Here is a 21,460-nt window from a genome sequence, read left to right as displayed (position 1 = left end):
GAATAAGCTCTCCTAATGTTTTTAGTGTTTATGACTAAAATAAAGAGCTAAGGCAAGCATTAATACACCTGCTGCAAGGTAAAGGGTTTCAATGGGTGTTTCGTATTTGATATGGATAGCGTATTTAAAAAATGTAACTATTAAAACCATTAAAACAACTTTCGCAAGTTTCTCCTTTAGGTCATCAAGACTGTGAATAGCTAATATCTTTGAAGATCTTTCGTCACTTTCTGCCTGGTCTATCTTGCTAATGAAAAGCTCATAAAGTCCTAAGGAAAAGATAATAAGAACAGTTGCAATTAAGTAAAGGTCAACAGCTCCTATTATCGCTCCAACCAGCTTTTTGTGATCTTCTGAAGAGATGTGGAAGTGGTTTTCAAATAGGTGTTCTACAGGCTCAAATATCTCAAAAGAAGCTACTATGAAGAGAGATAAAGCTGCAAGTAGGGAAAACAGAACTGCAAAGAGAACCATAAGTCTTGAACGCCACAAGAATCCTTCAAAAATCTTTTCTACAAACTTCATCAGATACCTCCAAATAGAGTATGTTCGATGTAGAACAAGATAAGAGCAACTACAACTGTTACAATAGCCACAGGTGTTCCATACTTCATAAATCTAAAGAAATCTATCTTGTAACCGTTTCTTTCAGCAATATCTGCAGTAACAATGTTTGCAGAAGCTCCAATCAAAGTCAGGTTACCACCAAGACATGCACCAAGGGATAGAGACCACCAGAGTGGATCCATAATGCTTCCCATTTGTGCTTCCATTCCCTTTAGGACGTAAGCCATCGACATAGTAAACGGAATATTGTCAACAAATCCTGAAATTATCGCTGAAGAAAAACCAACTATAAGAATACCTTGATGGATATTATCTCCTATTCCCTCTATAAGCCAAGTTGCTGCAGTTTCGAAAACTCCGTTAACTTCAAGAGCTCCAACAACCATAAACAGACCCATGAAGAAAATAAGTGTTGTCCACTCAACTCTCTCCAGTATCCATGCAGGTGAAAGTCCACTAACAAGTGCAAGAATAGTAGCCATCAGAAGGGCTATAACGCCTGGCTCAAGTCCTAAGTTATGACCAACTATAAATAAGACGATAGTTATGAGGAAAATAGTTACCGATTTTTTCATCAATTTCCTGTCAAGGAGAGATTCATCCACTTCTCCTGAGAGAATTTCCTTTAACTCCTCAGGAGAAGCTTTCGCTTCTAAGAATTTGCCTTTTGCCATCATAATGTGCATAACAATAAGTCCAAGAATAAAGGCAATAATAGCATAAGGAGCAACTTCTATAAGAAAATCGTTAAAAGTCTTCCCTGCAATACTTCCAATGATGATGTTTGGAGGATCGCCAATGAGTGTAGCAGTACCGCCGGTATTTGAGGCAAGAACGATAGCTATAAGGTAAGGAATTGGATTGAGCTTTAGCTTCTCGGCAATGTTAATCATCACAGGTGCCATGAAAAGAACAGTTGTAACGTTGTCAAGTAATGCAGAGAAAACAGCTGTCAGGAGTGAGAAAACCCATAGTACTTTTGTCGGAGAGCCTTTTGTAAGCTTAACTGCCTTTGCTGCAATAATATGGAAGAAACCGCTCCTTCCCATAACCGTAACAATATTCATCATTCCGAAGAGAAGGAGAATTGTATTCTGATCTATAGCTTCCCAAGCCTTCTCAGGAGTAATGACACCAATGACAAGAACTAAAGAAGCTCCAACAAGGGCTGCAATTGTCCTGTGAAAAAACTTTTCAAGGAGAATCATTACGTAAGTTGCAACAAAGAGAAGGACGGAAAGCTCCGCAAGTTCCGCTTTTGTCAAGTGGATGTTAAATGCATGAAGTATTCCACCTACTGTTTCATGTCCACTTTCAGTTCCGTGTGTCATTAATCCTCCCATTTTTTAAGTAGCTCCTGGGCTGCACTAAGACTACCTTCTGTCAATTCACCGGCAATCATTATAGCAATTTCTTTTTCTCTTTCTTCATCCGATAGAGTTTTTACAACAACTTCACCTTTACTATTCTTCTCCACTTTAAAGACTCTGTCTGCTGCTGCAACAACCTGGGGAGAATGCGTCACAGCAATTACCTGCTGTCTCTTTGATATATCTTTCAATTTCTCAGCTACTCTCGATAGCACTTTACCCGACATACCAGCATCAACTTCATCAAAAACCATTGTTGTTTCTGGTGTTCCTGAAAAAGAGAGAACAGAAAGAAGAAATCGGGAAAGCTCCCCTCCAGAAATCGACTCAGAAAGCGGGGAAAGAGGAAACTTTGGATTTCCTGAAAAGAGAAACTGAACAGAATCTATACCCTTTGGTGAAAAATTTGGAAGGCGCTCAATTTTTATTTCAAACTTTGCTGATCCCATATTAAGTTGAGAAAAAGAAGAAGCTAAATAATTTTTTAGTTTTTCAGCTCCTTCTTTTCTTAAAGCCGAAACCTTCAGTGCCAACTCTTCAAGTTTTTTTCTTAGCTCTTCCTGTTCCTTTTGAAGTCTTTCAATTTCAAAGTCTAAGTTCTCCAGAATTTCCAGTCTCTCTTTTGCCTTTTTCAGGAAGTTCTGAATTTCCTGATATGAGTTTCCATACTTCCTTTTAACCTTTTCAATCTCGTAAAGACGATCTTCTATATCTTCAAGGGAAATCTCTTCTTCGGGAACATCAAAACTGCTTTCTATTTCAGAGAAAACCTCTTCAACTTCGTAATAGATAGAGTTAAGCCTTTCAAGAATTTCCTCCCCTATTTCTAAACGCTCTAACTCCCTGATAACCGCTCCCAACTTTTCAAGAACAGAACCATCTCCCTCGTAAAGATGTGCTCTGGCAAACGCTTTAAATTCCCTTATCCGCTCTGATTTTGAAACAATTCCTTTCAATCGCAGGAGTTCTTCTTCTTCCCCTGGTTGAATGTTTGCACTCTCAATCTCTTCTATCTGGAAACGAAGAATATCAATTTCCCTATCTCTGGCAGACACCTCATTTACAAGCTCTTTTATCTTTTCCTCTTTCTGCCTGTAAAACTCATAAAGTTCTCGATACTCTTCAAGTAAAGGGAAAACTCCAGAGAAGACATCAAGGAGCTCCAGTTGATAGGAAGGTTTTAACAATTCAATCGACTGTCTCTGAGACTGAAATGTTATCAGAGGAGAAATTCTATCCTCAATCAATCTCTGAGGGACTCTCATTCCGTTCAGGAAATACCTTGAACGGCCACCTCTTATCTCTCTTCTGACAAAGATTTCCTCTTCTCCAACAGTAAAAACAGCCTCAACAAAACACCCCTCAGAGACAACGTTGCTTTTTCCGCCTTTGAGGAATTCTATAGAACTGAGAAGAAGGGACTTACCTGCCCCGGTCTCACCTATTACAACGTTGAAACCAGGAGAAAACAGGAGCTCTGCAGATATTGAACCAAAAGATGAAAGTCTGAGTTCTTCAATCATACCCTTACGATTCTAACAACCTCTCTACTTCTTTGAGAACTTCTACCCTTCCTTCTCTCGTTTTTGAGGAAAAAGGGATAACCCTCAAATCCTTATCTCCAAACCCTTCCTCTATCTTCTTCTTCAGCTTCTGTTTCTCTGAAGATTTCAGTTTATCAACCTTCGTTGCAACAACAACATAAGGAATTCCAAAGAAATCCAGCCAATCCTTCATTTGTCTATCTTTCTCAGTAGGACCAACTCTCGAGTCAACCAGAAGGAAAACTCCTTTCAGAGTATCCCTCTCTTTTAGATAGTTTTCTATCAATTCTCTCCAGCGTTTCTGCTCTTTAAATGAAACCTTTGCAAAACCATAACCAGGAAGGTCAACCATAAAAAACTTGTTATTAACGAGATAGAAGTTTATAGAACGTGTCTTCCCTGGCTCAGAACTCACCTTTGCAAGCTTGAAATTGTTGGCAAGGGTGTTCAGCAAAGATGACTTCCCAACGTTTGACCTTCCAACAAAAGCAACTTCACGATAAGGTGTCTGAGGTAAATCCTCTGGAACATAAACCGTTTTATAGAGCTCAACCTTTCTTATTTTCATCATTTCTCGTTCAGTAATTCCTTAACTGCCTTTTCAAAAAGAACATCGTACTGAGGAGTGTATCCAACGTTGTAATATCTGACATAACCCTCTTTATCAATTATAAAAGTTTGAGGTATTGAATCCATTCCTGTAACTCTTCCTGCGTAGTTTTCCCAGACCTTTTCATCAGAGGCAACAACAGGATACGAAATTCCCATTTCTTCCACAAAAGGCTTCAGCTTGGAAGAAGGCTCTCCAATGTAATCAACAGAAAGACCAATAACAACCACTTCTCCTTTGTATTCCTGATAGAGTTTATTCAGAAATGGAATTTCTGCCTTACACGGTGGACAATAAGTTCCAAAAAACTGAAGGACAACAACTTTACCCCTATAATCAGCCAATCTTACAGGATTTCCGTTAACATCAGTAAAGTTGAAATCGAAGGCTTTAATGCCTTTTTCCTGCTCTGAAGACGCTTCAGTCTTAACAGTTTGAGGTCCCTGACTTTTCTCCTTTTCACAAGCTGAAAAAACAAAAGCAGAAAGTACCAAAGCAACAGCTAAAAGCCTTTTCATTTTAGCCTTCCTTTTCCTCCAGATATTTTGTGGCAGACATTGCAGCAACAGCTCCATCAGCTGCGGCAGTTACCACCTGTTTAAGGAATTTATGTCTAACATCTCCTGCAGCAAACAATCCCGGAGTCTTCGTCCTCATCTCTTTATCTGTGATGATAAATCCCTGTTCAGTTGTTTCAACAAGATGGACAACAGGAGCAACATTGGGTTCATTGCCTATGAAGATAAAAACACCATCAACCGGTAACTCCGTAGTTTCAGCAGTTATTGTATCCTTTAAAGTAAGAGATTCAACAAACTGAGTACCGTTGATGGAAACAACAACCTTATTGAAAACAGGCTCTATTTTTTCGTTCCTTTTCACTCTATCCTGAATTATCTTCACAGCCCTGAACTTATCCCTTCTGTGAATCAGATAAACCTTACTGGCAAACTTCGTTAAGTAGAGAGCCTCTTCAAGAGCAGAATCACCACCGCCAATCACTGCAACAACTCTATCCTTGAAGAACGCTCCATCACAGACAGCGCAATATGAAACTCCTCTGCCTATAAACTCTGCCTCTCCTGGAACGTTGAGCTTCTTTGCAATTGAACCGGCTGCCCAGATAAGAGTTTTACCTTTTATCTCCCCACCTTCCACTCTGACCACAAAGAGATCCCCATCAAGATCGACCGAAGATACAGGCTGTCCATTTTCTATAACAGCTCCAAACTTTTCAGCATGAACTCTTAACTTCTCCGAAAGTTCAAATCCTGTAATTCCGTCATGGAAACCAGGATAATTCTCAATCTGCTCAGTAATCAGAAGCTGACCACCTGGCATCATCTGATCAAGAATGACTGTTTTAAGCTGAGAACGACCGGCATAAATGCCGGCAGCCAGTCCTGCTGGACCAGCTCCAACAATAACTACATCCCAAACTTTCATCAATTACTCCCCAAGCACTCTCTCTATCATGTTCTCAAAAACTGCTTTTGGCTGAAGACCAACCTTAACATCTGCAACGTCCCCGTTAACAAAGAGCATTACAGTTGGAATACCCCTGATTCCGTACTGCATGGCAAGCATTGGAAGCTCATCAGTGTTTACTTTAAATACTTTTACTTTTCCAGCATACTGCTCAGCAAGCTCCTCAATTGTTGGAGCAAGCATTCTACATGGACCACACCATGGAGCCCAGAAGTCAACGAGAACAGGAACATCTGAAGAAAGGACTTCTCTTTCAAACTCTTCCATGGATTTAATTTCTTGAGCCATCTAATCTACCTCCTCTGACAAAAGTTTTATTATTTCAACAACCTTTGGATTCTCTATTTTGTAACAGGTTTTAACGCCATCCTTTCGAAAAGAGATTATTCCAGCATTCTTTAGTATGTTAATATGCTGAGAAACAGTCGGCTGAGGAATTCCCAGCTCCTGCCATATCTCCTTTACACACTTTTCTCCATCAGCAAGATACTTTACAATCTTTACCCTCGTAGGATGCCCAAGTGCTTTAAGAACTTCTGCTATTTTCTCACAGTCTGTCACGGTAGCCTTTCCCTCCAGAGAATTTGCAGGAAATTGTATCATAATTAATATTTAAACTATCCCCCGCTTAAACTAGTGAGGATTTTGTAATCTCCTTTAAGAGATTACAAGCTGGTTTATCAGCTTGTCCCGTCACAACGGGTATCCATCTGTTTACTTTCCCTCTAATCCACTTAAAGTGGTAGAGGGAAACAATTTCAAGGGAAAGTTCCTTCCTCTCCCTTTTAGCTCCTCTCTTGAGCAAGTTAACAGAACCGTTTAAATCTCCACTGAGCTTTCCACACTCAGGACAGATTACATAGTGTTGATATGGTCTCTTGACTTTACTCTCACATTTAAAACATCTTGAACTGGTATTGTATTCTGGAATCGGTTTTATCCCGATTCCAGCTTCATTGAACTTTTCTGTAAGTCTTTTCATTACGTATGCTCTTATCCAGAAATTATGCAGGAGAATGTTCAATTTCCCAAAGTCTTTTTCTTCTCTGATCCCTCTTAAGTCTCCTACATAGACTTTCTTAACTCCTCTTAACTTACAAATCTCAACAACAATGTTAAGAACAGCGTTAATGGACTGCTTTAATCTTCTATCTCTTTTCAGGTAAATCTTTTGGAGTTTCTTTGTTTTAAATTGCTTATTTTTGCTAACAACAGATTGATACTTAGCTATCCTCTTATTCCAATACTTATGGTCTTTTACAAGTTCTCTGCTTTTAAACTGGAAAACTTCTATTCCTTTTCCTGTCTCTACTGCAAGTGTCAGCAGGTTGCGTATTCCAAAGTCTATTCCTGCTATCTTGTCTCCTATCTGTTTAGCTTCTCTTGATGGGAGATTAACAGATACATAACACCACCACTCACCAGCCTTACAGAAAATTTCTGCTCTTCCAAAACTTTTAACTTCTTCATAAGGAATTGAGTATTTTGCTCTAATTCTCAATCTTCTATCGTTCATGTCTTTGGGAACTGTTAGTTCAAAAGAAAAATCCCCCAATCGATAACTTCTACTGCTTTTTACGTAGATACTCATAGGAAGCGTTCGATTTTTCTTTCTATCCTTCTTGTACTTTGGAGGATTCACTTTCTTTATGTGTGGAGGGAGTTCTCCTTTCTTTTGCTGTTCTTTAAGCTTTAAAAAAGACTTCCAGTCTTCTGATAGCTTTTTAAGAATTTCCTGTGCTATATCTGAGGAAAGAACTCTATATTCAGGTAAGTCTTTTGCTATGTAGTAGAGGGAGTATTCACTTACTTTGACTTTTCCGAAAGAGAAATACTGCTGTCTCAAAAGGTAGTTAACACGGTTGTAGAGGGAACTGCACCTTAACTGGAGCTCTCTTAATTTCTTTTTCTCTTCTCCTGTAGGATACAACCTGACTTTTACTATCCGCTTCATGGTTTTAAATTTAAAGTTGACAGCTTAAATTTCAAGTTTTTGTGACTTCTCCTTGCTTTGAAAAATAGGTTTCCGACCCCTAAATTAATATATGATTATTCCTGCATATCCAACAACCTGGGAATAATCACCAGTCACATCCCCTGACGTCCTGTACATGACGAGCTCTGCATTCTCGGCTCCAAGGAGCTTAGAAGCTATAAGACCAACAGTTGCAGGAATAACACCACACATCGAGATTTTGTAACTGAGAACTCTCCTATAGAGTTCCTCAGGATCTAAGTTCAATATAGCATCTATGGCAAAAGAGTCGTACTTCTCCGCTTCCGATTGAGAAACGTAATGGGAAAAATCAGTACTGATGACAATTAAAGCGTCTTCTTCCTTGAGTACCTCAGCCAGAACTTCTCCAGCGGCGACACAATCACTGTAAGATATGTACTGATAAACTATTGGAACAACTGAAAGATCCTCTCTGTAGTTAGAGCAGTGCTGCAGAAAGGGAACCTGTACCTCTAAGGAATGCTCATAGATATGTGCCGTAGTATCTGCTTCAAAAGGATAGTTTTTCACAAGCTTAGAAGTTATCCTTTCATTTATAGGAACTTCTCCTATGGGAGTTATCCACATACCATCGGGATAAACAGCTACGGGTTTTCCAAGCCCCGTGTGATTTGGTCCCATGATAACGTTTGTAGCTGGAATCTCAACCCTGCTATACGTTTCACCAGCTATTTTTCCAGAATAGATGTACCCAGCATGAGGAACGATAACAGCTTTTGCGTTTATCTTAGGAATATTTTTTCTACAAAAGGATTCAAGATATAGTTTTAATTCTTCTGAACTTCCCGGATAAAACTGCCCTGCAACCGCCGGATACCTAACCATCCTCCCCTCCTTCCACACACAATTTTCCTTGTTAAACATATATTTACTTTTGACAAATTTCCATCGAGGTGGAAAGAATGAAGAGAATTATGTTTAAATCAAAAATCCATAGAGCAGTAGTGACAGGAGCAGACTTAAATTATGAAGGAAGTATCACTATAGATTCAGAGCTTATGAAATTAGCAGATATCCTTCCATACGAAAAGGTTGACATATACAACATAACAAACGGCGAAAGGTTCTCAACCTATGTGATTCCTGGAAAACCCGGAAGTGGAGAAATCTGTCTCAACGGTGCTGCTGCAAGGAAAGTCCAAAAAGGAGATAAAGTTATAATTGTTACCTACTGTGAACTTGACGAAGAAGAGATAAAAGACTTCTCTCCAACAGTTGTATTGGTTGATGAAGAGAATAGACCTGTGAAAGTATCACAGACTTCAGGGGGTCTTTTAGTCAATGAATAGTAAATAGTAAACAGTGAGCAGTGTGGGTGGGAAATAATCACCCACACTACTAAATTATCTTTCAATTTCCCCTTTTATAAACCTGTAAACAAGCTCCTTTGCCTTCCAGTCAGGATACTGAATCGGTGGATGTTTCATAGTGTACGAGGAGATTGAGTAGAGGGGTCCTCCTATTCCCCTATCCAATCCCACCTTGGCACATCTGATGGCATCTATTGCAGAACCTGCACTGTTTGGTGAATCCTCAACAGAAAGCTTAAGCTCAATATACATAGGAACATCACCAAAGAGTCTGCCTTCAAGTCTGATGTAGGCTATCTTGTTATCTTTCAACCACGGAACGTAGTCACTTGGGCCAATATGGATATTGTTATCATCCATAGGATAAGGAATTAGGGATCTTACAGCCTCAGTTTTTGAAACTTTCTTTGTCTTTAATCTCTTCCTCTCTAACATGTTAAGGAAATCTGTATTTCCACCAAAGTTCAGCTGGTAAGTCCTGTCTATTGGTACTCCTCTGTCACTCATGAGAGTTGTAAGAACCCTGTGAGTGATAGTAGCACCAACTTGGGATTTTATGTCGTCTCCAACAATTGGAAGTCCTTTTTCCTTAAACTTTTTAGCCCACTCCTCATCAGAAGCAATAAAAACAGGAACACAGTTCACAAACGCACATCCTGCTTCAAGGGCACACTGGGCATAGTAGCGTGTCGCTTCTTCAGAACCAACCGGAAGATAGTTAACAACAACTTCCGCACCACTTTCTTTCAGTACTTTTGTAACATCAACAGGTTCTTTATCAGCTGGAACGAACCTCTGGTCCTCTGGATAGTCAAGCATGTGCTCTGCAAAGCCATCCATTATGGGGCCCATCTGTACTTCAACACCCATTTCAGGAATATCAGGACAAAAAACTGTGGTACAGTTAGGCTTTTCAAATATGGCTTTGCTCACATCCTTACCGACTTTCCTGGCGTCTATGTCAAAAGCTGCTACTACTTCTATATCCCAGGGCTTATATCCCCCAATATCGTAATGCATAAGTCCAGAAATTTCTTCTTCCTTTTTGTTCTGATAGTAGTAAATACCCTGAACTAAAGAACTTGCACAATTTCCCACTCCAACTATTGCTAACTTTACCTTTTTAGACATTTATTCTCCTCCCTTTTGGTACTTATCAGCAAGAAGCTTAAACTCCTTTATTTTACTACTGATATCATCAAGTATCTTCCCCATTTCCTCAACAATTAGAGGAAACTTCTCAGCGAGACTTTCAACGACTTCCTGTATGATTTTCTCTCTCTCCTCTTCAGACAGGTAGGGCTTGTTCCTTAAAGCATCTTCTATCAGAGCCATTTCAAGAAGTCCTAAGGTTAACAGAAGAGGATTTAGCTCATCAGCCTTGAATCTTTGTTTAAGGAAATTCTCAACCTGCTCATAGTTACCGTCTGGACGAAACTTAGAAAGTTCAAGGTTTAACCAGAGATCAGCAGCCCTAAGACCGAGCCCTTTTACCGCTTTATCATCTATCATCATCTATCTCTCCAGTTCCATGAGTTTGGCTCTTGCTATACCAGCTTCAGGAGTATTGGGATATTTGCTTATAACTTCTTGAAGTATCTCCTTTGCCTTATCTATTTCTCCCATACCTTTATAACAGAGAGCAAGCTTCAACATTGCAGCCGGAACTTTGTTTGCATCAGGATACTTTTCTATAACCTGATTGAAGTAGTTTACTGCCGTTTCATAATCATTGTGAGAATAGTAAATCTCTCCTATCCAATAGAGAGCATTATCTGCCAGAGGGCTATCTGGATATTGCTCAACAAGTTTTTCAAATATTGATTTTGCGGTTTCAAGATCACCAGCCTCCATTGCGTTAAAAGCCTGCTTGTAGAGATCTTTATCTGAAACTTGAACAACTGGTTGTGGCTTTTCCTCTTGTACTGTTTCTTCTTTAACAGTTGGAGATGGTACAGTGATGGTAGAAACTGTTTTTTCCACATTTTCCATTTTTTTCTTAAGTTCAAAAATCTGCTGTTCGTTCTCCGCCACTTTGTCTTCAACATGAGAAATTCTATTTTCAAGAGAAGTTATCTTTGTTGAATTGAGATCTGTTTTTGCTTTGAGAAGCTCTATCTCTTTTTTCAATTGAGATATTTCCGTATTAATGGGTTGTTGATTCTGAGCACAGCTAAAGAGAACTATAGAAGCTAAAGGAAAAAGTAAAAGTTTTCTCATTGAGCACCTCCTAATAAACAGTTCTACATTTCATCATATTTCCCCATATAACATTAATCTTTCTATACTTGCTCTTTGTATTTACAGAACATAAATTTACTACAAAATTTGAACGGAGCAAATACCTTGCTCTTAACACTCTCCATTGCCTCTTCCAAAAAGAGTACAGTCAATAAACTGGAAAGAGCATTTAAAACCTTCCAGCAGTTTAAAAACCTCCTCTATCTTTGTGCACTGGAATATTACCAGAATGCAGAAGATATAAAACCTTTCTTATCTAGAACATTTCTTGAAAAGTTTATCAAAGGAAGAGAAGAACTTCACTTTGAAAATGAAAAGATAGAAAAGTGGAAAAAAGAGCTTGTTATCCTGTGGATAGAAAAGATAGGCTCAGATACAGCAAAATCACTCGTTGGAGTTGTAGCAAAAGAGTTCAAAAGCGTGTTAGAAAAGTGGAAAAACGGAGAAAAAGCATCACTACCAAAACCGAAAAAACTTGATTCCCTTTACTCCTTCACACTCGAAACCAACCCCAATATGGTGGTTGATAAAAGAAAACTAAAAGGGAAGAGAAAATCTAATCACATAGTGGTTAGAATCGGAAAGGACTTTGGAGCGGTCAAATTCAAAGTTCCAGAGAATCTGGAAATAGAACACATCAGAATAAACTGGTCAGCATCAGGAGAGGTAACCTATCTAATCAGCTATGAAATTCCCGAAAGTAAAGTTAACCTGAACAGAGATTATTTCCTGTCAATTGACTTAGGAGTTAAAAACCTGCTTTCAGCAGTTTCAAACAAAGAAGATTTACCTTCGTTTATTATCAACGGAAATCCAATAAAAGCATTCAACCAGTGGGTAAACAAGCTATCAGCAAAACTCCAGAGTGAAGGAAAAGAAATCGAACACAAAAAGTTGTGGAACTACAGGAAGAAAAGGATAGAGCAGGTATTTGGAATGGTATCAAACTTCATAGTTTCTATCTGCTTGAAAGAAGGAATAGGAAAAGTAATTATTTCGGAATCTCTGACTGAAGAATACCAGAAAGAAGGAATAAAAGGGAAAAAATTCAATCAGGAATTCAGACAGATACCACTTGGGAAATTGATACAGAAACTTGAATATAAGTGCCAGTTAGCAGGAATAGAATTTCTCAAAGAATCAGAACCTTTTACTTCTCAAATTTCGTCAATAACAGGAAATATAGAAGAAATTTCTGGAAAAGACAGGAGAGAAATAACAGACGAAGATATAAAGAAACTTAAATTCACAGGAAAGAGGATAAAGAGAGGTCTTTTCAAAGACCTAAAAATCAACAAGGTTTTTAATGCGGATTTAAACGGAGCATTAAACCTGAATATACCCCACAAGTCTCCAAACCTTTGTCCTATAGGCATTTACCAGACAAAAACCTGCAAGAACGCTTAACACTTAGGCTTAAGCCATCATGGATACTGTAAATTCCTTTGTAAAAGCTATATTTTTTCTGTCCAATCATCTCTCAACTTATTGAGCCAACTGTTCTTTCAATCCATTCCATTCTTAAGACTTTGTATTTCAAGTACTTATGAAAATGTGGGGCATAGTCAGGAGCATTAAACATAGCGATTAAGAAGTTAGGAAAGAGAGTTAGAGAAGGATTTTTAAAACTTTCAAACTGGATAGATAAGCTCTGCAGAGCGGTTAAACTAACTCTCTTCCCTCATCAAAAGTATTCCCTGAGTCTCTTATTTAAAGAGATAAGGGATAGTAATTCCTACCTCACAAGAGGTAGCGAAGAACATCTGATAACGATAGCTAATGGTTACTAACAAAAACTATCATTTTTCAGATGTTCCAAGTTCCATTTCACACTCTTCAACCAACTCCTTAATTAGTTCATCAACGTGGTACATTCTATCAACTCTTCCAACGTTACTTCCAGAAAACACAAGTCCCTCTTCCACATCTCCGGCAGCAGACTTTAACAGAACATCAGCAATACAGTAGATCGAGTCAGAACCCGAACAGGTCTTAAGACAATTATAAGGACACGAATGAGGTATCTTCCCCTCCTTCTCAAGTCTCTCCGTAAAAGGATTTCTCACTGCATGAGCTGGCATACCCACCGGACTTTTTATATAAATAGAATCTTCCGGTTTTGCTTTTATTATATACTCTTTGAATTCTGGAGCGGCATCACACTCATAAGTTGCTATAAATCTTGTGGCAATTTGAACTCCCTTCGCACCAAGTTCAAAAGCCCTTGCCATGTCCTTGCCATCAAAAACACCGCCAGCAGCTATAACAGGAATGTTCTTTACAGCTTTCACTATTCCAGGAAGAACATCCCAGAGACTCTCCATTGTTCCGAGATGTCCGCCAGCCTCACCACTTTCAACAATTATGGCCGCTGCTCCCAATCTCTCGGAAAGCATTGCTCCTTTTGGAGTAGCAACAATTTCTATCAGGGGTATATCAAAGAGATTACATATCTTAAACACATCCTTACCAAAACCTGCTCCCTGAATTATTAGATCAGCCCCTGCATCAATGGCTGTCATTAGGAGCTCGTAAAAGTGAGTAAGAGCATACATTATGTTGACACCTATAATTCCATCAGGTGCCAGCTCCTTTGCTTTTCTAATCTCCTCTGCAAGTTCCCAGGCATAGTGGTAGGGTTTCAAGCCAAGTTTCTCTACTTCAATTCCCTTACAGGTCGTCTTTTTCGGTTTTGATCTATCCTTCTCATGGAGAAGAACTGCAGAGATAACACCTATCCCTCCAGCATTTGCAACAGCAGCAGCAAGTTTATGGAGGGATACTTTTGCACCCATACCACCCTGAATTATTGGATACTTTGGTTTTAAGTGCTTAATCTTTAGCTCAGGCAGTTTGCTCATCCAATCTCCCTCAAAATTTTTTCTATGGATTCAAGGTCATCTGAACTGATAATTTTAAATCCTTTTTTACTCAAAAGTGCAGCAGTCACTCCCATTCCTTCTTTCAACTGGTCGGTTTCAAATTTATAAATTTTTTTCACTCCGCAAGATGGACTTTTCTCCTTCAATATGCAGGCAACAACTCTATCTCTCAAAAGCTCTGCTACATGTAGAGTTTCATAAGCACCTTTTAGAAAATTTTCAGTCACATCTTTCTGATCACCTTCAACTGTCAGAACTTTTCCCGTTCCATTTAGCACGTCTCTTCCATCTTTTCCAAAAATCTTTGCTGGAGGTCTGGGAGTTGAAAGTCCACCAAGCTGCTCAGGACAGAGAGGTATTATCTTTCCCTTTTTGAAAGCCTCAACCAGAATTTCACACCTGTTGTTCCCACCGTTGTACTTACAGTTAATACCAACAAGACAAGCACTCACAATCAAAACACTATCCATCCTTTATAACCACCATGTGATAAGGTTCCGAAGCTATTCTTTCAGCAACTTCTTTGAGACGGGAAAGAGGAATATTTCCAACTAAATCAAGGATTTCTTTATCAAATGAAGTTCCCCTTCCAAGAATTTCCCAAACCCCTAAGTACCAAGCTTTCTTCATTCTCGTTTCATGATCCAACTCAAAGTTTCCCCTAAAAAACTGTTTTGCCCTTCTGACATTCTCTTCAGTCACAAATTCCGGTAAACGCTCTTTTAATTCCAATAAAGCTTTTCTTACCTCTTTCTCTTTCTCTGGAGATGTTCCTATGTAGAAGAAAAGCCTTCCAGAACTTCTTCTTGATGGAAAGAATGAACCGGTAGAGTAAGCAAACCCTCTCTTTTCTCTCAGTTCCTGAAATAGAAGAGAACCTATCCCTTCTCCCAGAAGAGTGTTAAATAGCTTGTAATCAATAAATTCCTCCTGAAAAACAGAAGGAGCATTAACGCAGACCATAATGAAAACTTGTGAAGATCCTTTTCTTTTTACTTCCAGCTCTTCTGTATCTTCTATTTCTTCCACAAATGGAAAACTCTGTTTCACTTCCTTGGTTCTCAACTCATTCAGCAAGTCAAGGACTTTCTCCTGATGTTTTAGTTCTCCACAGAACGAAAAAAGAGTATTTTGCGGTAGAACAACATCTTTAAACCAACTCCCAGCATCTTCAAGTGTCAATGGTTTAACAGTTGATTCACTCCCATAGGGTAACTTCTCGTAAGGGGTACCGCTATAGGTTAAAGCCATCAGTTTTTCATAGGCAAGAGAAAAAGGATTTTCCTTCCTTGATCTTATAGCTGCCAGAAGGGTTTCCTTTTCAACTGAAAAACTTTCTTCAGTAAACCCCGGTTCTTCTATTACTTCCTGAAGGAGCTCCATGTATTCCTTCAAACCATCAGGAACGATTTGAAACTTGATAAAAGAGTAATCGTTTGAAACGTCAGAAACAAACGGAGTCCCCAACTGCTCCTGAACTTTTGCAAATTCAAGAGAACTTCTCTTCAGACTCCTCTTGAATGCCGTTTTAAGAGAGAGAACCGTTATTCCCGTTTTTGATCCTGGTTCAACAGAAGATCCTCCAGGCAGAAAAACCGCACAGGCTAAGATATCAAGTCCATCCACGTGGTTTAATATTACTTTTAATCCATTCTCAAGTTCCACAAACTCCATCAGAAATCCTCTAAGGCTGGAACTACAGGTAAAGAAGAATAGTCTGCATCCTTTACTATTACATTCCTCCCTTTGACCTCTATCCTGCCATCGACAAACCACTTAACAGCTTGAGGATATATCCTGTGTTCAAACTGCAAAATCTTTCTGCCAAGAGTTTCTGGCGTATCATCAGGTAGAACTGGTACTGCAACCTGAACTATTATAGGACCTGTATCTACTCCCTTATCAACAAAGTGAACTGTAGCACCCGATATCTTCACTCCATATTGAAGAGCCTTTTCATGTGGCTTTAAACCGGGAAAAGAAGGAAGAATTGCAGGATGAATGTTCATTATCCTGTTTGGGAAACTATCCACAAAAACTTCTGAAACAATTTTCATATACCCTGCCAGACAGACAAGATCAACCTGGAGATATTTTAAGATAGAAACAATTTTCCTATCGTAATCTTCCCGTGAAGGATGGCTATAGGGATCCACATATATCCAGTTAATTCCTAACCTTTCTGCCCTTTCTATTGCCCCAATATTCTTCTTGTCAACTATAAGGACAGCTATCTCTCCATTTATCTTTCCAGACTTAACAGCTTTGGCAATAGCCTCAAAGTTAGAACCTCTACCCGAAGCTAAAACTGCAATCTTCATTCAATTACCACCTTTCCTGTACCTTCTCTTATCTTACCTATCCTGTAAACTGTCTCTCCAGCTTCTATTAGCACTTTTTCTGCTTTCTCTACATCTTCAGGAGAAACAACAATACAAAGCCCAATTCCCATGTTAAAGGTTTTAAACATCTCCTCTTCCGAAACGTTTCCCTTCTCCTGAATAAATCTGAAAATTGGAAGCACTTCCCACGTTCCCTTTTTAATAACAGCATCAACAGACTCTGGAAGAATCCTTACAAGATTTCCAGGGATTCCACCACCTGTAATGTGGGCAATTCCTTTAACTTCCACTTCTTCAAGAAGCTTTAGAACAGGTTTTACATAAATCTTTGTAGGAGTCAAAAGAACTTCATAAACTTTTCCACTTAGCTCTTCTACAGATTCATCAATTTTAAGCTCAAGTATTTCAAAGAAAAGCTTCCTCACTAAAGAATACCCATTACTATGAATTCCGGACGACGCAAGCCCTAAAACAACATCTCCTGGCTGAATGTTCTTCCCTGTTATATACTTTTCTCTGTCAACAATCCCAACAACAAATCCTGCAAGGTCGTACTCACCTTCAGGATAAAAATCTGGCATTTCTGCTGTCTCTCCACCTATCAAAGAACAACCAGCGATTTCACACCCCTTTGCTATTCCCTTTATAACGTCTGCTGCCGTCTCAACAGAGAGTTTTCCAGTAGCAAAGTAATCGAGGAAAAAGAGCGGTTTCGCTCCAACTGTAAGAATATCGTTAACACACATTGCCACCAGATCTATCCCCACCGTATCGTGGACATTTGCGGCTTGTGCTACTTTTAACTTTGTTCCAACACCATCTGTTCCTGAAACAAGGACAGGATCTTTGTATCCCTTAGGAATAAGGTACCCTGCTCCAAACCCCCCTATTCCTGCAAGAACGTTTTCATCAAAGGTTCTCTTTGCAAAAGGCTTTATCCTATCAACAAGCTTTTCTCCAGCTTCTATATCTACACCAGCATCTTTGTAGGTTAATCCTTTCTTCATTTTTCCTCTCCGTAGTTAAATTCTCCATCAAAGAATATAGGAACCTCAAAAGCAAAGTGTCTTTTCGTCCAGCCCTTACTATTCCCCAGTTCCCTCTCTATGTGTTCTTCAAAACCTTTCACTCTTGAATCAAGAGCATCTGCATAAGCAAGAGTTACTGCTTCAAGGGTTTTCGGCTTCTTCGGAGAACCGTGTTCATACTCCCCATGATGGGAAAGAATGCAGTGAAGCAATTTTACTTTGAGGTCGTGTGGAAACCCCTCTATTCCGTCTATTTTCTTAGCCACCATTTCGCAGCTCATATAGAGATGTCCGAGAAGAATTCCTTCAGTCGTTCTTGAAATCGCTACATCAATCTCATACTCGTAGATCTTTCCAATATCGTGGAGTATAGCTGCGGAAATAAGGAGATCCCTATGGATACTCTTAAACCTCTTGGCTACCGTTTCGCAGATCTCAACGACTCCAAGTGTATGTTCTAAGAGACCACCTATACAGGCATGATGAATGGTTTTTCCAGCGGGAACTCTCAGAAACCTTTCCACAAAGGAATCATCATAGAAGAACTCTTCCAGAAGTTTCTTCAGATAAGGATCCTTTACACTATCAATGATCTCAAGAAGACGGGCAAACTGCTCTTCTATGTCGAAACGGCTCTCACAGATAAACTTCTTTGAATCAAACTCTTCTGGACTGGCTATTCTTATCTCTTTCAGCTTAGGTTGAACATTTCCCTGAAAATGCTCAACATGACCGGAAACAAAGACAACATCTCCTTTCTTAAAAATGGCCAGATCAGCATCCTTTGGAGGCTTCCACCAGAGAACAGGAACAGTCCCTGTTTTATCAGATAAAACAAGTCTCAGATAAGGTTCTCCCGTCCTGTGTTTCTTAATCTCAACATGTTCAATAACAAAATAGCCTTCAAATGGACTCCCAACAGGCAAGGAATAGACATCCCTTATATACGTATCCACACTGTCTCCTTGTTGTTTTTTTCATATGGAATTATAAACCAGCATTTAAATAATTCCGTCCGTGGAGAGAAGCGTATATAAAATTTGCTCTTTTTCTTAACCCCTTTACCAAAGGAGGAATACAAGAACTCTTCTTTTTCTAAAGGGAGTTGGGCAAATTTCAGATAAACTACCAATAAAAAAAGGTCTCCTCATGAGGAGACCTTTCAATCTATACCTGACAATTAGAATCCAATTTTAGAAATAAAAGCAGCTGAAGCGTCAACAACGGGGTTAATCCAGATACCAAGAACGATCAAGAAGACTGCCATAACAGCAAGAGGAATAAGGATGAAGTTCTTATCAGAAGGATTGTTAAGAGGTTTCTCTATTGTAGGTTCTTCAAGATACATCTGCTTCGCTATCCATATGTAATACGCAACAGAAAAAGCACTGTTCAAAAGACCAACAAGCGCAAGCCACGTCATTCCAGCATCAACCGCTGCAGTAAAGACAAATACCTTACTGATAAATCCCGCCATTGGCGGCACACCTGCAAGGGAGAGGAGGAATATCAGGAAAAGAGCAGCAAGAAGAGGCTCTCTCTTACCAAGCCCCTTATAGTCATCCATTGTTCTTGCACCCCAAAGATAGAGAAAAACTGCAAAACAGAGGAATGCAGCAGTCTTCATAAAGACATAAGCAACAGAGTGATAGAGGATACCAGTTACACTAACAGGAACAGCAAGTGCAGCAAATGCTATAAGTGTGTAACCTGCATGAGCAACAGAGGAGTAAGCAAGAATTCTTGAAACTCTCTTCTGAGCAAGAGCTAAAAGGTTTCCGACTGTCATTGTAATTGCTGCAAGAAGAGCAAATATGAAAGTTAGATTGGAAGAAATCGTCGGAAGAGCCTCATAAACAACCCTCATAAGAGCAATGAATGCAGCACTCTTAGATATACCGGTCAGGAGCGCAGCTACTCCAGGGCAAGTTCCATCGTAAATATCTGGTCCCCAGAAGTGGAATGGAAATGCAGTCAACTTAAAGCCAAAACCAGCCAAAATAAAGATTGCTGCGAGAGCAACAAGTGGATCTCTAAGGAGTTCCCTTGCTAGAACTTCAAAATCAAAACTTCCCGTAATTGCATAGAGAAGTGATACACCAAAAAGCATTGTTCCAATAGCCAGAGCACTATTGAAGAAGTACTTGACACCTGCTTCCATTGACTTATCATCGAATGAGAAAAGAACCATTAAGTAAGTTGGCATTGTCATAAGTTCCATAGCAATAATGAGAGAAACAAAGTTGGTACTTGAAATAAGAAGAAGAGCTCCTGCAGTAGAAATAAGAAGAGCTGCTACAAGCTCGTTAACAAATTTATCTCTTTGTGCAATCCAGTAAATGACTAACATTGTCATCCAGGATGCAACCAGAATGAGCATACCTATCAGTTGAGTTACACTATCCGTAACGAAGAATGAGGAGAGAAGTCTCTTTCCATCTCCCGAAAGCAGAATCAGAAATCCAGCAAGGATATAACCAACACTGGAAATAATTGCCCCTAAAACACCAGATATCCTGAATATCCTGTTTATTACCGGCAGGAATGCTCCTGTGAGAGCTAATATCAGTATTCCAGCGAGAAAGTTAATGTTCACCTGCTACCCCCTACTTAAAAAGTTGTGCAAAGGCATCTACTACAGGATTGTAAAGGTTAAAGACCTTAGAAGGCACAATACCAACTAAGATAAAAGCTGCAATGTACATCGCAAGAGATATATTCTCTACTGCCGGCAACTCCTTAAGTGTTTTCAATTCCTTAAAAGCTTCCCTTAGTGGACCAAAGACTGCTCTTTGGAGCATCCACATGAAGAATCCAGCACCGAGAGCACTGGCAAGAGGAACAATAACCATTATCCATCCATAGTAGTCAAATGCAGCAACCATTACAGTAAGCTCACCAACAAACCCTGCAGTTCCGGGAAGTCCAACAGCAGCAAGAACTCCTATCACAAACATGGTCATAAGGCCCGGAATCTTCTTCATCAAACCACCAAGTTCAGAGATATACCAGGTATGGGTTTTGTGATGAATGTAACCAGCAATCATAAAGAGGATAGAGATAATAAGAGCGTGACCAACCATCTCATAGAGAGCTGCAGAAATTCCAGCAGCCGTTATGGCAGAAAGACCTAGAAGAACAAATCCCATGTGGTTAATACTTGAGTAAGCAACCATCCTCTTGATATGGTCTTCGGCAAGAGCTCTAAATCCTGCATAAAAGATCGTTAGAACAGCAATAAACGCCATTAGTGGAGCAAAAAACTTTGAGGTCTCAGGCAACATAAAGATTTCCCATCTTAAAAGACCGTAAGCACCCATCTTAAGAAGAAGTCCTGCAAGAAAAACTGAAATTGGAGAAGGCGCCTGAACGTGAGCATCAGGAAGCCATGTATGGAATGGAACAACAGGCATCTTCACTGCAAAACCTATAAACATGAGTATCCATATAAGCTTTGCTATCCCAGGATCCAGTTTAATGCCAAGAAGATTCATAAAGTCGAAGGTGTGTGCATTCAAGAAAAGAACGATAATTCCGAGGAGAAGGAAAACACTTGCAAGATGGGTATAAATAAAGAACTTCATTGCAGCATAGATTCTGTTTTCTGCACCCCAGATACCAATGTGAAAGAACATTGGAACAAGAGTAAATTCCCAGAAAATAAAGAACCAAAGAAGGTTCAGTGATGCGAAAACACCAACCATAGGACCAAGGAAAGCCAATATGAGGAAGAAATAGGCTCCCGGTTTCTCCACATTCCACGAAGAGAGCGTTACAGTAATTGCGAGAAAAGCAGTAATTGCAAGTAAAGTCAGAGAGATACCATCAACTGCAAGGTGAAGGTTAAAATCAAAAGGCGGATAAATTTTGTAAAATTCCTCAAAGGCAAAACCGTTACCGGGATATTTGACTATCAGATAAGCAGTACACAGTGCAAGGAAAACTCCAACTGCAAGAGAGAGGTATTTGGGGATATCCTTATTTACCTTCTCCCCCAGCCAGGCAAATGGCGCTGCCAGAATTGGTAAAAGTATCATACTAAGAAGAACCATCTACTCCTC

At 39.5% G+C, this 21,460-nt stretch carries 23 protein-coding genes; 2 read left to right on the top strand and 21 right to left on the bottom strand.

Going from position 1 to position 21,460, the window contains the following annotated elements; translation table 11 throughout:
- Positions 1 to 21 precede the first annotated feature (21 nt).
- The 10 genes from ACYQ3A_RS05510 to amrB all read right to left on the bottom strand — a co-directional run bounded on the left by ACYQ3A_RS05510 (position 22) and on the right by amrB (position 8,421).
- Positions 22 to 525: a YqhA family protein gene (locus tag ACYQ3A_RS05510; RefSeq protein ID WP_459896151.1), complete on the bottom strand. Its 504-nt coding sequence runs from the start codon at positions 523 to 525 to the stop codon at positions 22 to 24.
- Entirely contained in the window at positions 525 to 1,898 is a 1,374-nt protein-coding gene (locus tag ACYQ3A_RS05505; protein WP_459896150.1) for an ArsB/NhaD family transporter, read from the bottom strand. Before ACYQ3A_RS05505 ends, ACYQ3A_RS05510 begins: the two co-directional genes overlap by 1 nt.
- A complete protein-coding gene (locus ACYQ3A_RS05500; RefSeq protein ID WP_459896149.1) occupies positions 1,898 to 3,460 on the bottom strand; it encodes a DNA repair protein RecN in 1,563 nt (520 codons plus the stop codon). The genes ACYQ3A_RS05505 and ACYQ3A_RS05500 overlap by 1 nt, the downstream gene beginning before the upstream one ends.
- 4 nt (positions 3,461 to 3,464) lie before the next feature.
- A complete protein-coding gene (gene yihA, locus ACYQ3A_RS05495) occupies positions 3,465 to 4,049 on the bottom strand; it encodes a ribosome biogenesis GTP-binding protein YihA/YsxC (protein ID WP_459896148.1) in 585 nt (194 codons plus the stop codon).
- The gene (locus tag ACYQ3A_RS05490; protein ID WP_459896146.1) at positions 4,049 to 4,609 is read right to left on the bottom strand and encodes a TlpA family protein disulfide reductase; all 561 of its coding nucleotides are present in this window, start codon (positions 4,607 to 4,609) and stop codon (positions 4,049 to 4,051) included. Before ACYQ3A_RS05490 ends, yihA begins: the two co-directional genes overlap by 1 nt.
- 1 nt (position 4,610) lies before the next feature.
- Positions 4,611 to 5,537: a thioredoxin-disulfide reductase gene (trxB, locus tag ACYQ3A_RS05485; protein ID WP_459896144.1), complete on the bottom strand. Its 927-nt coding sequence runs from the start codon at positions 5,535 to 5,537 to the stop codon at positions 4,611 to 4,613.
- Between the two features lie 3 nt (positions 5,538 to 5,540).
- Positions 5,541 to 5,867 carry a thioredoxin gene (trxA, locus tag ACYQ3A_RS05480; protein WP_459896142.1) on the bottom strand — a complete coding sequence of 109 codons (327 nt, stop codon included), beginning with the start codon at positions 5,865 to 5,867 and terminating at the stop codon, positions 5,541 to 5,543.
- Positions 5,868 to 6,140 (bottom strand): ArsR/SmtB family transcription factor, encoded by a 273-nt coding sequence (locus tag ACYQ3A_RS05475; protein WP_459896140.1) that lies wholly within the window; start codon positions 6,138 to 6,140, stop codon positions 5,868 to 5,870.
- Positions 6,141 to 6,207: 67 nt separating this feature from the next.
- Positions 6,208 to 7,533: an RNA-guided endonuclease InsQ/TnpB family protein gene (locus ACYQ3A_RS05470; protein ID WP_459896139.1), complete on the bottom strand. Its 1,326-nt coding sequence runs from the start codon at positions 7,531 to 7,533 to the stop codon at positions 6,208 to 6,210.
- 84 nt (positions 7,534 to 7,617) lie between these two features.
- Complete coding sequence (gene amrB, locus ACYQ3A_RS05465; RefSeq protein ID WP_459896137.1) at positions 7,618 to 8,421, bottom strand: AmmeMemoRadiSam system protein B; 804 nt, start codon at positions 8,419 to 8,421, stop codon at positions 7,618 to 7,620.
- 77 nt (positions 8,422 to 8,498) lie between these two features.
- Between amrB and panD the strand changes: the two genes are divergently transcribed.
- Positions 8,499 to 8,885 (top strand): aspartate 1-decarboxylase, encoded by a 387-nt coding sequence (gene panD, locus ACYQ3A_RS05460; RefSeq protein WP_459896136.1) that lies wholly within the window; start codon positions 8,499 to 8,501, stop codon positions 8,883 to 8,885.
- 54 nt (positions 8,886 to 8,939) lie between these two features.
- On the opposite strand, the gene ACYQ3A_RS05455 is transcribed toward panD, so the two are convergent.
- The 3 genes from ACYQ3A_RS05455 to ybgF are packed head-to-tail and all read right to left on the bottom strand — an operon-like array spanning position 8,940 to position 11,126.
- Positions 8,940 to 10,037, bottom strand: a complete 1,098-nt coding sequence (locus tag ACYQ3A_RS05455) for an inositol-3-phosphate synthase (RefSeq protein ID WP_459896133.1) — start codon at positions 10,035 to 10,037, stop codon at positions 8,940 to 8,942.
- Entirely contained in the window at positions 10,038 to 10,421 is a 384-nt protein-coding gene (locus tag ACYQ3A_RS05450) for a hypothetical protein (RefSeq protein WP_459896131.1), read from the bottom strand.
- Entirely contained in the window at positions 10,422 to 11,126 is a 705-nt protein-coding gene (gene ybgF, locus ACYQ3A_RS05445) for a tol-pal system protein YbgF (RefSeq protein WP_459896130.1), read from the bottom strand.
- Positions 11,127 to 11,252: 126 nt separating this feature from the next.
- Here ybgF and ACYQ3A_RS05440 point away from each other — a divergent pair, with 126 nt between their 5' ends.
- Positions 11,253 to 12,554 carry an RNA-guided endonuclease InsQ/TnpB family protein gene (locus ACYQ3A_RS05440; protein ID WP_459896129.1) on the top strand — a complete coding sequence of 434 codons (1,302 nt, stop codon included), beginning with the start codon at positions 11,253 to 11,255 and terminating at the stop codon, positions 12,552 to 12,554.
- A gap of 392 nt (positions 12,555 to 12,946) precedes the next feature.
- Here the strand turns inward: ACYQ3A_RS05440 and ACYQ3A_RS05435 are convergent, their stop codons facing one another.
- The 8 genes from ACYQ3A_RS05435 to ACYQ3A_RS05400 all read right to left on the bottom strand — a co-directional run bounded on the left by ACYQ3A_RS05435 (position 12,947) and on the right by ACYQ3A_RS05400 (position 21,451).
- The gene (locus ACYQ3A_RS05435; protein WP_459896128.1) at positions 12,947 to 14,008 is read right to left on the bottom strand and encodes an NAD(P)H-dependent flavin oxidoreductase; all 1,062 of its coding nucleotides are present in this window, start codon (positions 14,006 to 14,008) and stop codon (positions 12,947 to 12,949) included.
- The gene (locus ACYQ3A_RS05430; RefSeq protein WP_459896127.1) at positions 14,005 to 14,499 is read right to left on the bottom strand and encodes a 2-thiouracil desulfurase family protein; all 495 of its coding nucleotides are present in this window, start codon (positions 14,497 to 14,499) and stop codon (positions 14,005 to 14,007) included. The genes ACYQ3A_RS05435 and ACYQ3A_RS05430 overlap by 4 nt, the downstream gene beginning before the upstream one ends.
- Complete coding sequence (locus ACYQ3A_RS05425) at positions 14,492 to 15,703, bottom strand: M16 family metallopeptidase (protein ID WP_459896126.1); 1,212 nt, start codon at positions 15,701 to 15,703, stop codon at positions 14,492 to 14,494. The genes ACYQ3A_RS05430 and ACYQ3A_RS05425 overlap by 8 nt, the downstream gene beginning before the upstream one ends.
- Positions 15,703 to 16,350, bottom strand: coding sequence for a phosphoribosylglycinamide formyltransferase (gene purN / locus ACYQ3A_RS05420; RefSeq protein ID WP_459896125.1), 648 nt, complete (start codon positions 16,348 to 16,350; stop codon positions 15,703 to 15,705). Before purN ends, ACYQ3A_RS05425 begins: the two co-directional genes overlap by 1 nt.
- The gene (gene purM / locus ACYQ3A_RS05415) at positions 16,347 to 17,378 is read right to left on the bottom strand and encodes a phosphoribosylformylglycinamidine cyclo-ligase (protein WP_459896124.1); all 1,032 of its coding nucleotides are present in this window, start codon (positions 17,376 to 17,378) and stop codon (positions 16,347 to 16,349) included. The genes purN and purM overlap by 4 nt, the downstream gene beginning before the upstream one ends.
- Complete coding sequence (locus tag ACYQ3A_RS05410; RefSeq protein WP_459896122.1) at positions 17,375 to 18,355, bottom strand: 3'-5' exoribonuclease YhaM family protein; 981 nt, start codon at positions 18,353 to 18,355, stop codon at positions 17,375 to 17,377. The genes purM and ACYQ3A_RS05410 overlap by 4 nt, the downstream gene beginning before the upstream one ends.
- Before the next feature lie 224 nt (positions 18,356 to 18,579).
- Positions 18,580 to 19,995, bottom strand: a complete 1,416-nt coding sequence (locus ACYQ3A_RS05405) for an NADH-quinone oxidoreductase subunit N (RefSeq protein ID WP_459896120.1) — start codon at positions 19,993 to 19,995, stop codon at positions 18,580 to 18,582.
- A gap of 10 nt (positions 19,996 to 20,005) precedes the next feature.
- Positions 20,006 to 21,451: a complex I subunit 4 family protein gene (locus tag ACYQ3A_RS05400; protein ID WP_459896119.1), complete on the bottom strand. Its 1,446-nt coding sequence runs from the start codon at positions 21,449 to 21,451 to the stop codon at positions 20,006 to 20,008.
- Positions 21,452 to 21,460: the final 9 nt, after the last annotated feature.

Source organism: Desulfurobacterium crinifex (assembly GCF_054656775.1).
This window is presented reverse-complemented; position numbering and strand designations above follow the sequence as displayed.

What these genes read in the sequence shown, in the direction of transcription:
- ybgF (WP_459896130.1), bottom strand. Translation starts at nt 11,126, where the DNA reads ATGAGAAAACTTTTACTTTTTCCTTTAGCTTCTATAGTTCTCTTTAGC.
- ACYQ3A_RS05505 (WP_459896150.1), bottom strand. Translation starts at nt 1,898, where the DNA reads ATGACACACGGAACTGAAAGTGGACATGAAACAGTAGGTGGAATACTT.
- purM (WP_459896124.1), bottom strand. Translation starts at nt 17,378, where the DNA reads ATGAAGAAAGGATTAACCTACAAAGATGCTGGTGTAGATATAGAAGCT.
- trxA (WP_459896142.1), bottom strand. Translation starts at nt 5,867, where the DNA reads ATGGCTCAAGAAATTAAATCCATGGAAGAGTTTGAAAGAGAAGTCCTT.
- ACYQ3A_RS05430 (WP_459896127.1), bottom strand. Translation starts at nt 14,499, where the DNA reads ATGGATAGTGTTTTGATTGTGAGTGCTTGTCTTGTTGGTATTAACTGT.
- ACYQ3A_RS05490 (WP_459896146.1), bottom strand. Translation starts at nt 4,609, where the DNA reads ATGAAAAGGCTTTTAGCTGTTGCTTTGGTACTTTCTGCTTTTGTTTTT.
- amrB (WP_459896137.1), bottom strand. Translation starts at nt 8,421, where the DNA reads ATGGTTAGGTATCCGGCGGTTGCAGGGCAGTTTTATCCGGGAAGTTCA.
- yihA (WP_459896148.1), bottom strand. Translation starts at nt 4,049, where the DNA reads ATGAAAATAAGAAAGGTTGAGCTCTATAAAACGGTTTATGTTCCAGAG.
- ACYQ3A_RS05400 (WP_459896119.1), bottom strand. Translation starts at nt 21,451, where the DNA reads ATGGTTCTTCTTAGTATGATACTTTTACCAATTCTGGCAGCGCCATTT.
- ACYQ3A_RS05510 (WP_459896151.1), bottom strand. Translation starts at nt 525, where the DNA reads ATGAAGTTTGTAGAAAAGATTTTTGAAGGATTCTTGTGGCGTTCAAGA.
- ACYQ3A_RS05450 (WP_459896131.1), bottom strand. Translation starts at nt 10,421, where the DNA reads ATGATGATAGATGATAAAGCGGTAAAAGGGCTCGGTCTTAGGGCTGCT.
- ACYQ3A_RS05455 (WP_459896133.1), bottom strand. Translation starts at nt 10,037, where the DNA reads ATGTCTAAAAAGGTAAAGTTAGCAATAGTTGGAGTGGGAAATTGTGCA.
- panD (WP_459896136.1), top strand. Translation starts at nt 8,499, where the DNA reads ATGAAGAGAATTATGTTTAAATCAAAAATCCATAGAGCAGTAGTGACA.
- purN (WP_459896125.1), bottom strand. Translation starts at nt 16,350, where the DNA reads ATGAAGATTGCAGTTTTAGCTTCGGGTAGAGGTTCTAACTTTGAGGCT.
- ACYQ3A_RS05435 (WP_459896128.1), bottom strand. Translation starts at nt 14,008, where the DNA reads ATGAGCAAACTGCCTGAGCTAAAGATTAAGCACTTAAAACCAAAGTAT.
- ACYQ3A_RS05500 (WP_459896149.1), bottom strand. Translation starts at nt 3,460, where the DNA reads ATGATTGAAGAACTCAGACTTTCATCTTTTGGTTCAATATCTGCAGAG.
- ACYQ3A_RS05470 (WP_459896139.1), bottom strand. Translation starts at nt 7,533, where the DNA reads ATGAAGCGGATAGTAAAAGTCAGGTTGTATCCTACAGGAGAAGAGAAA.
- trxB (WP_459896144.1), bottom strand. Translation starts at nt 5,537, where the DNA reads ATGAAAGTTTGGGATGTAGTTATTGTTGGAGCTGGTCCAGCAGGACTG.
- ACYQ3A_RS05425 (WP_459896126.1), bottom strand. Translation starts at nt 15,703, where the DNA reads ATGGAGTTTGTGGAACTTGAGAATGGATTAAAAGTAATATTAAACCAC.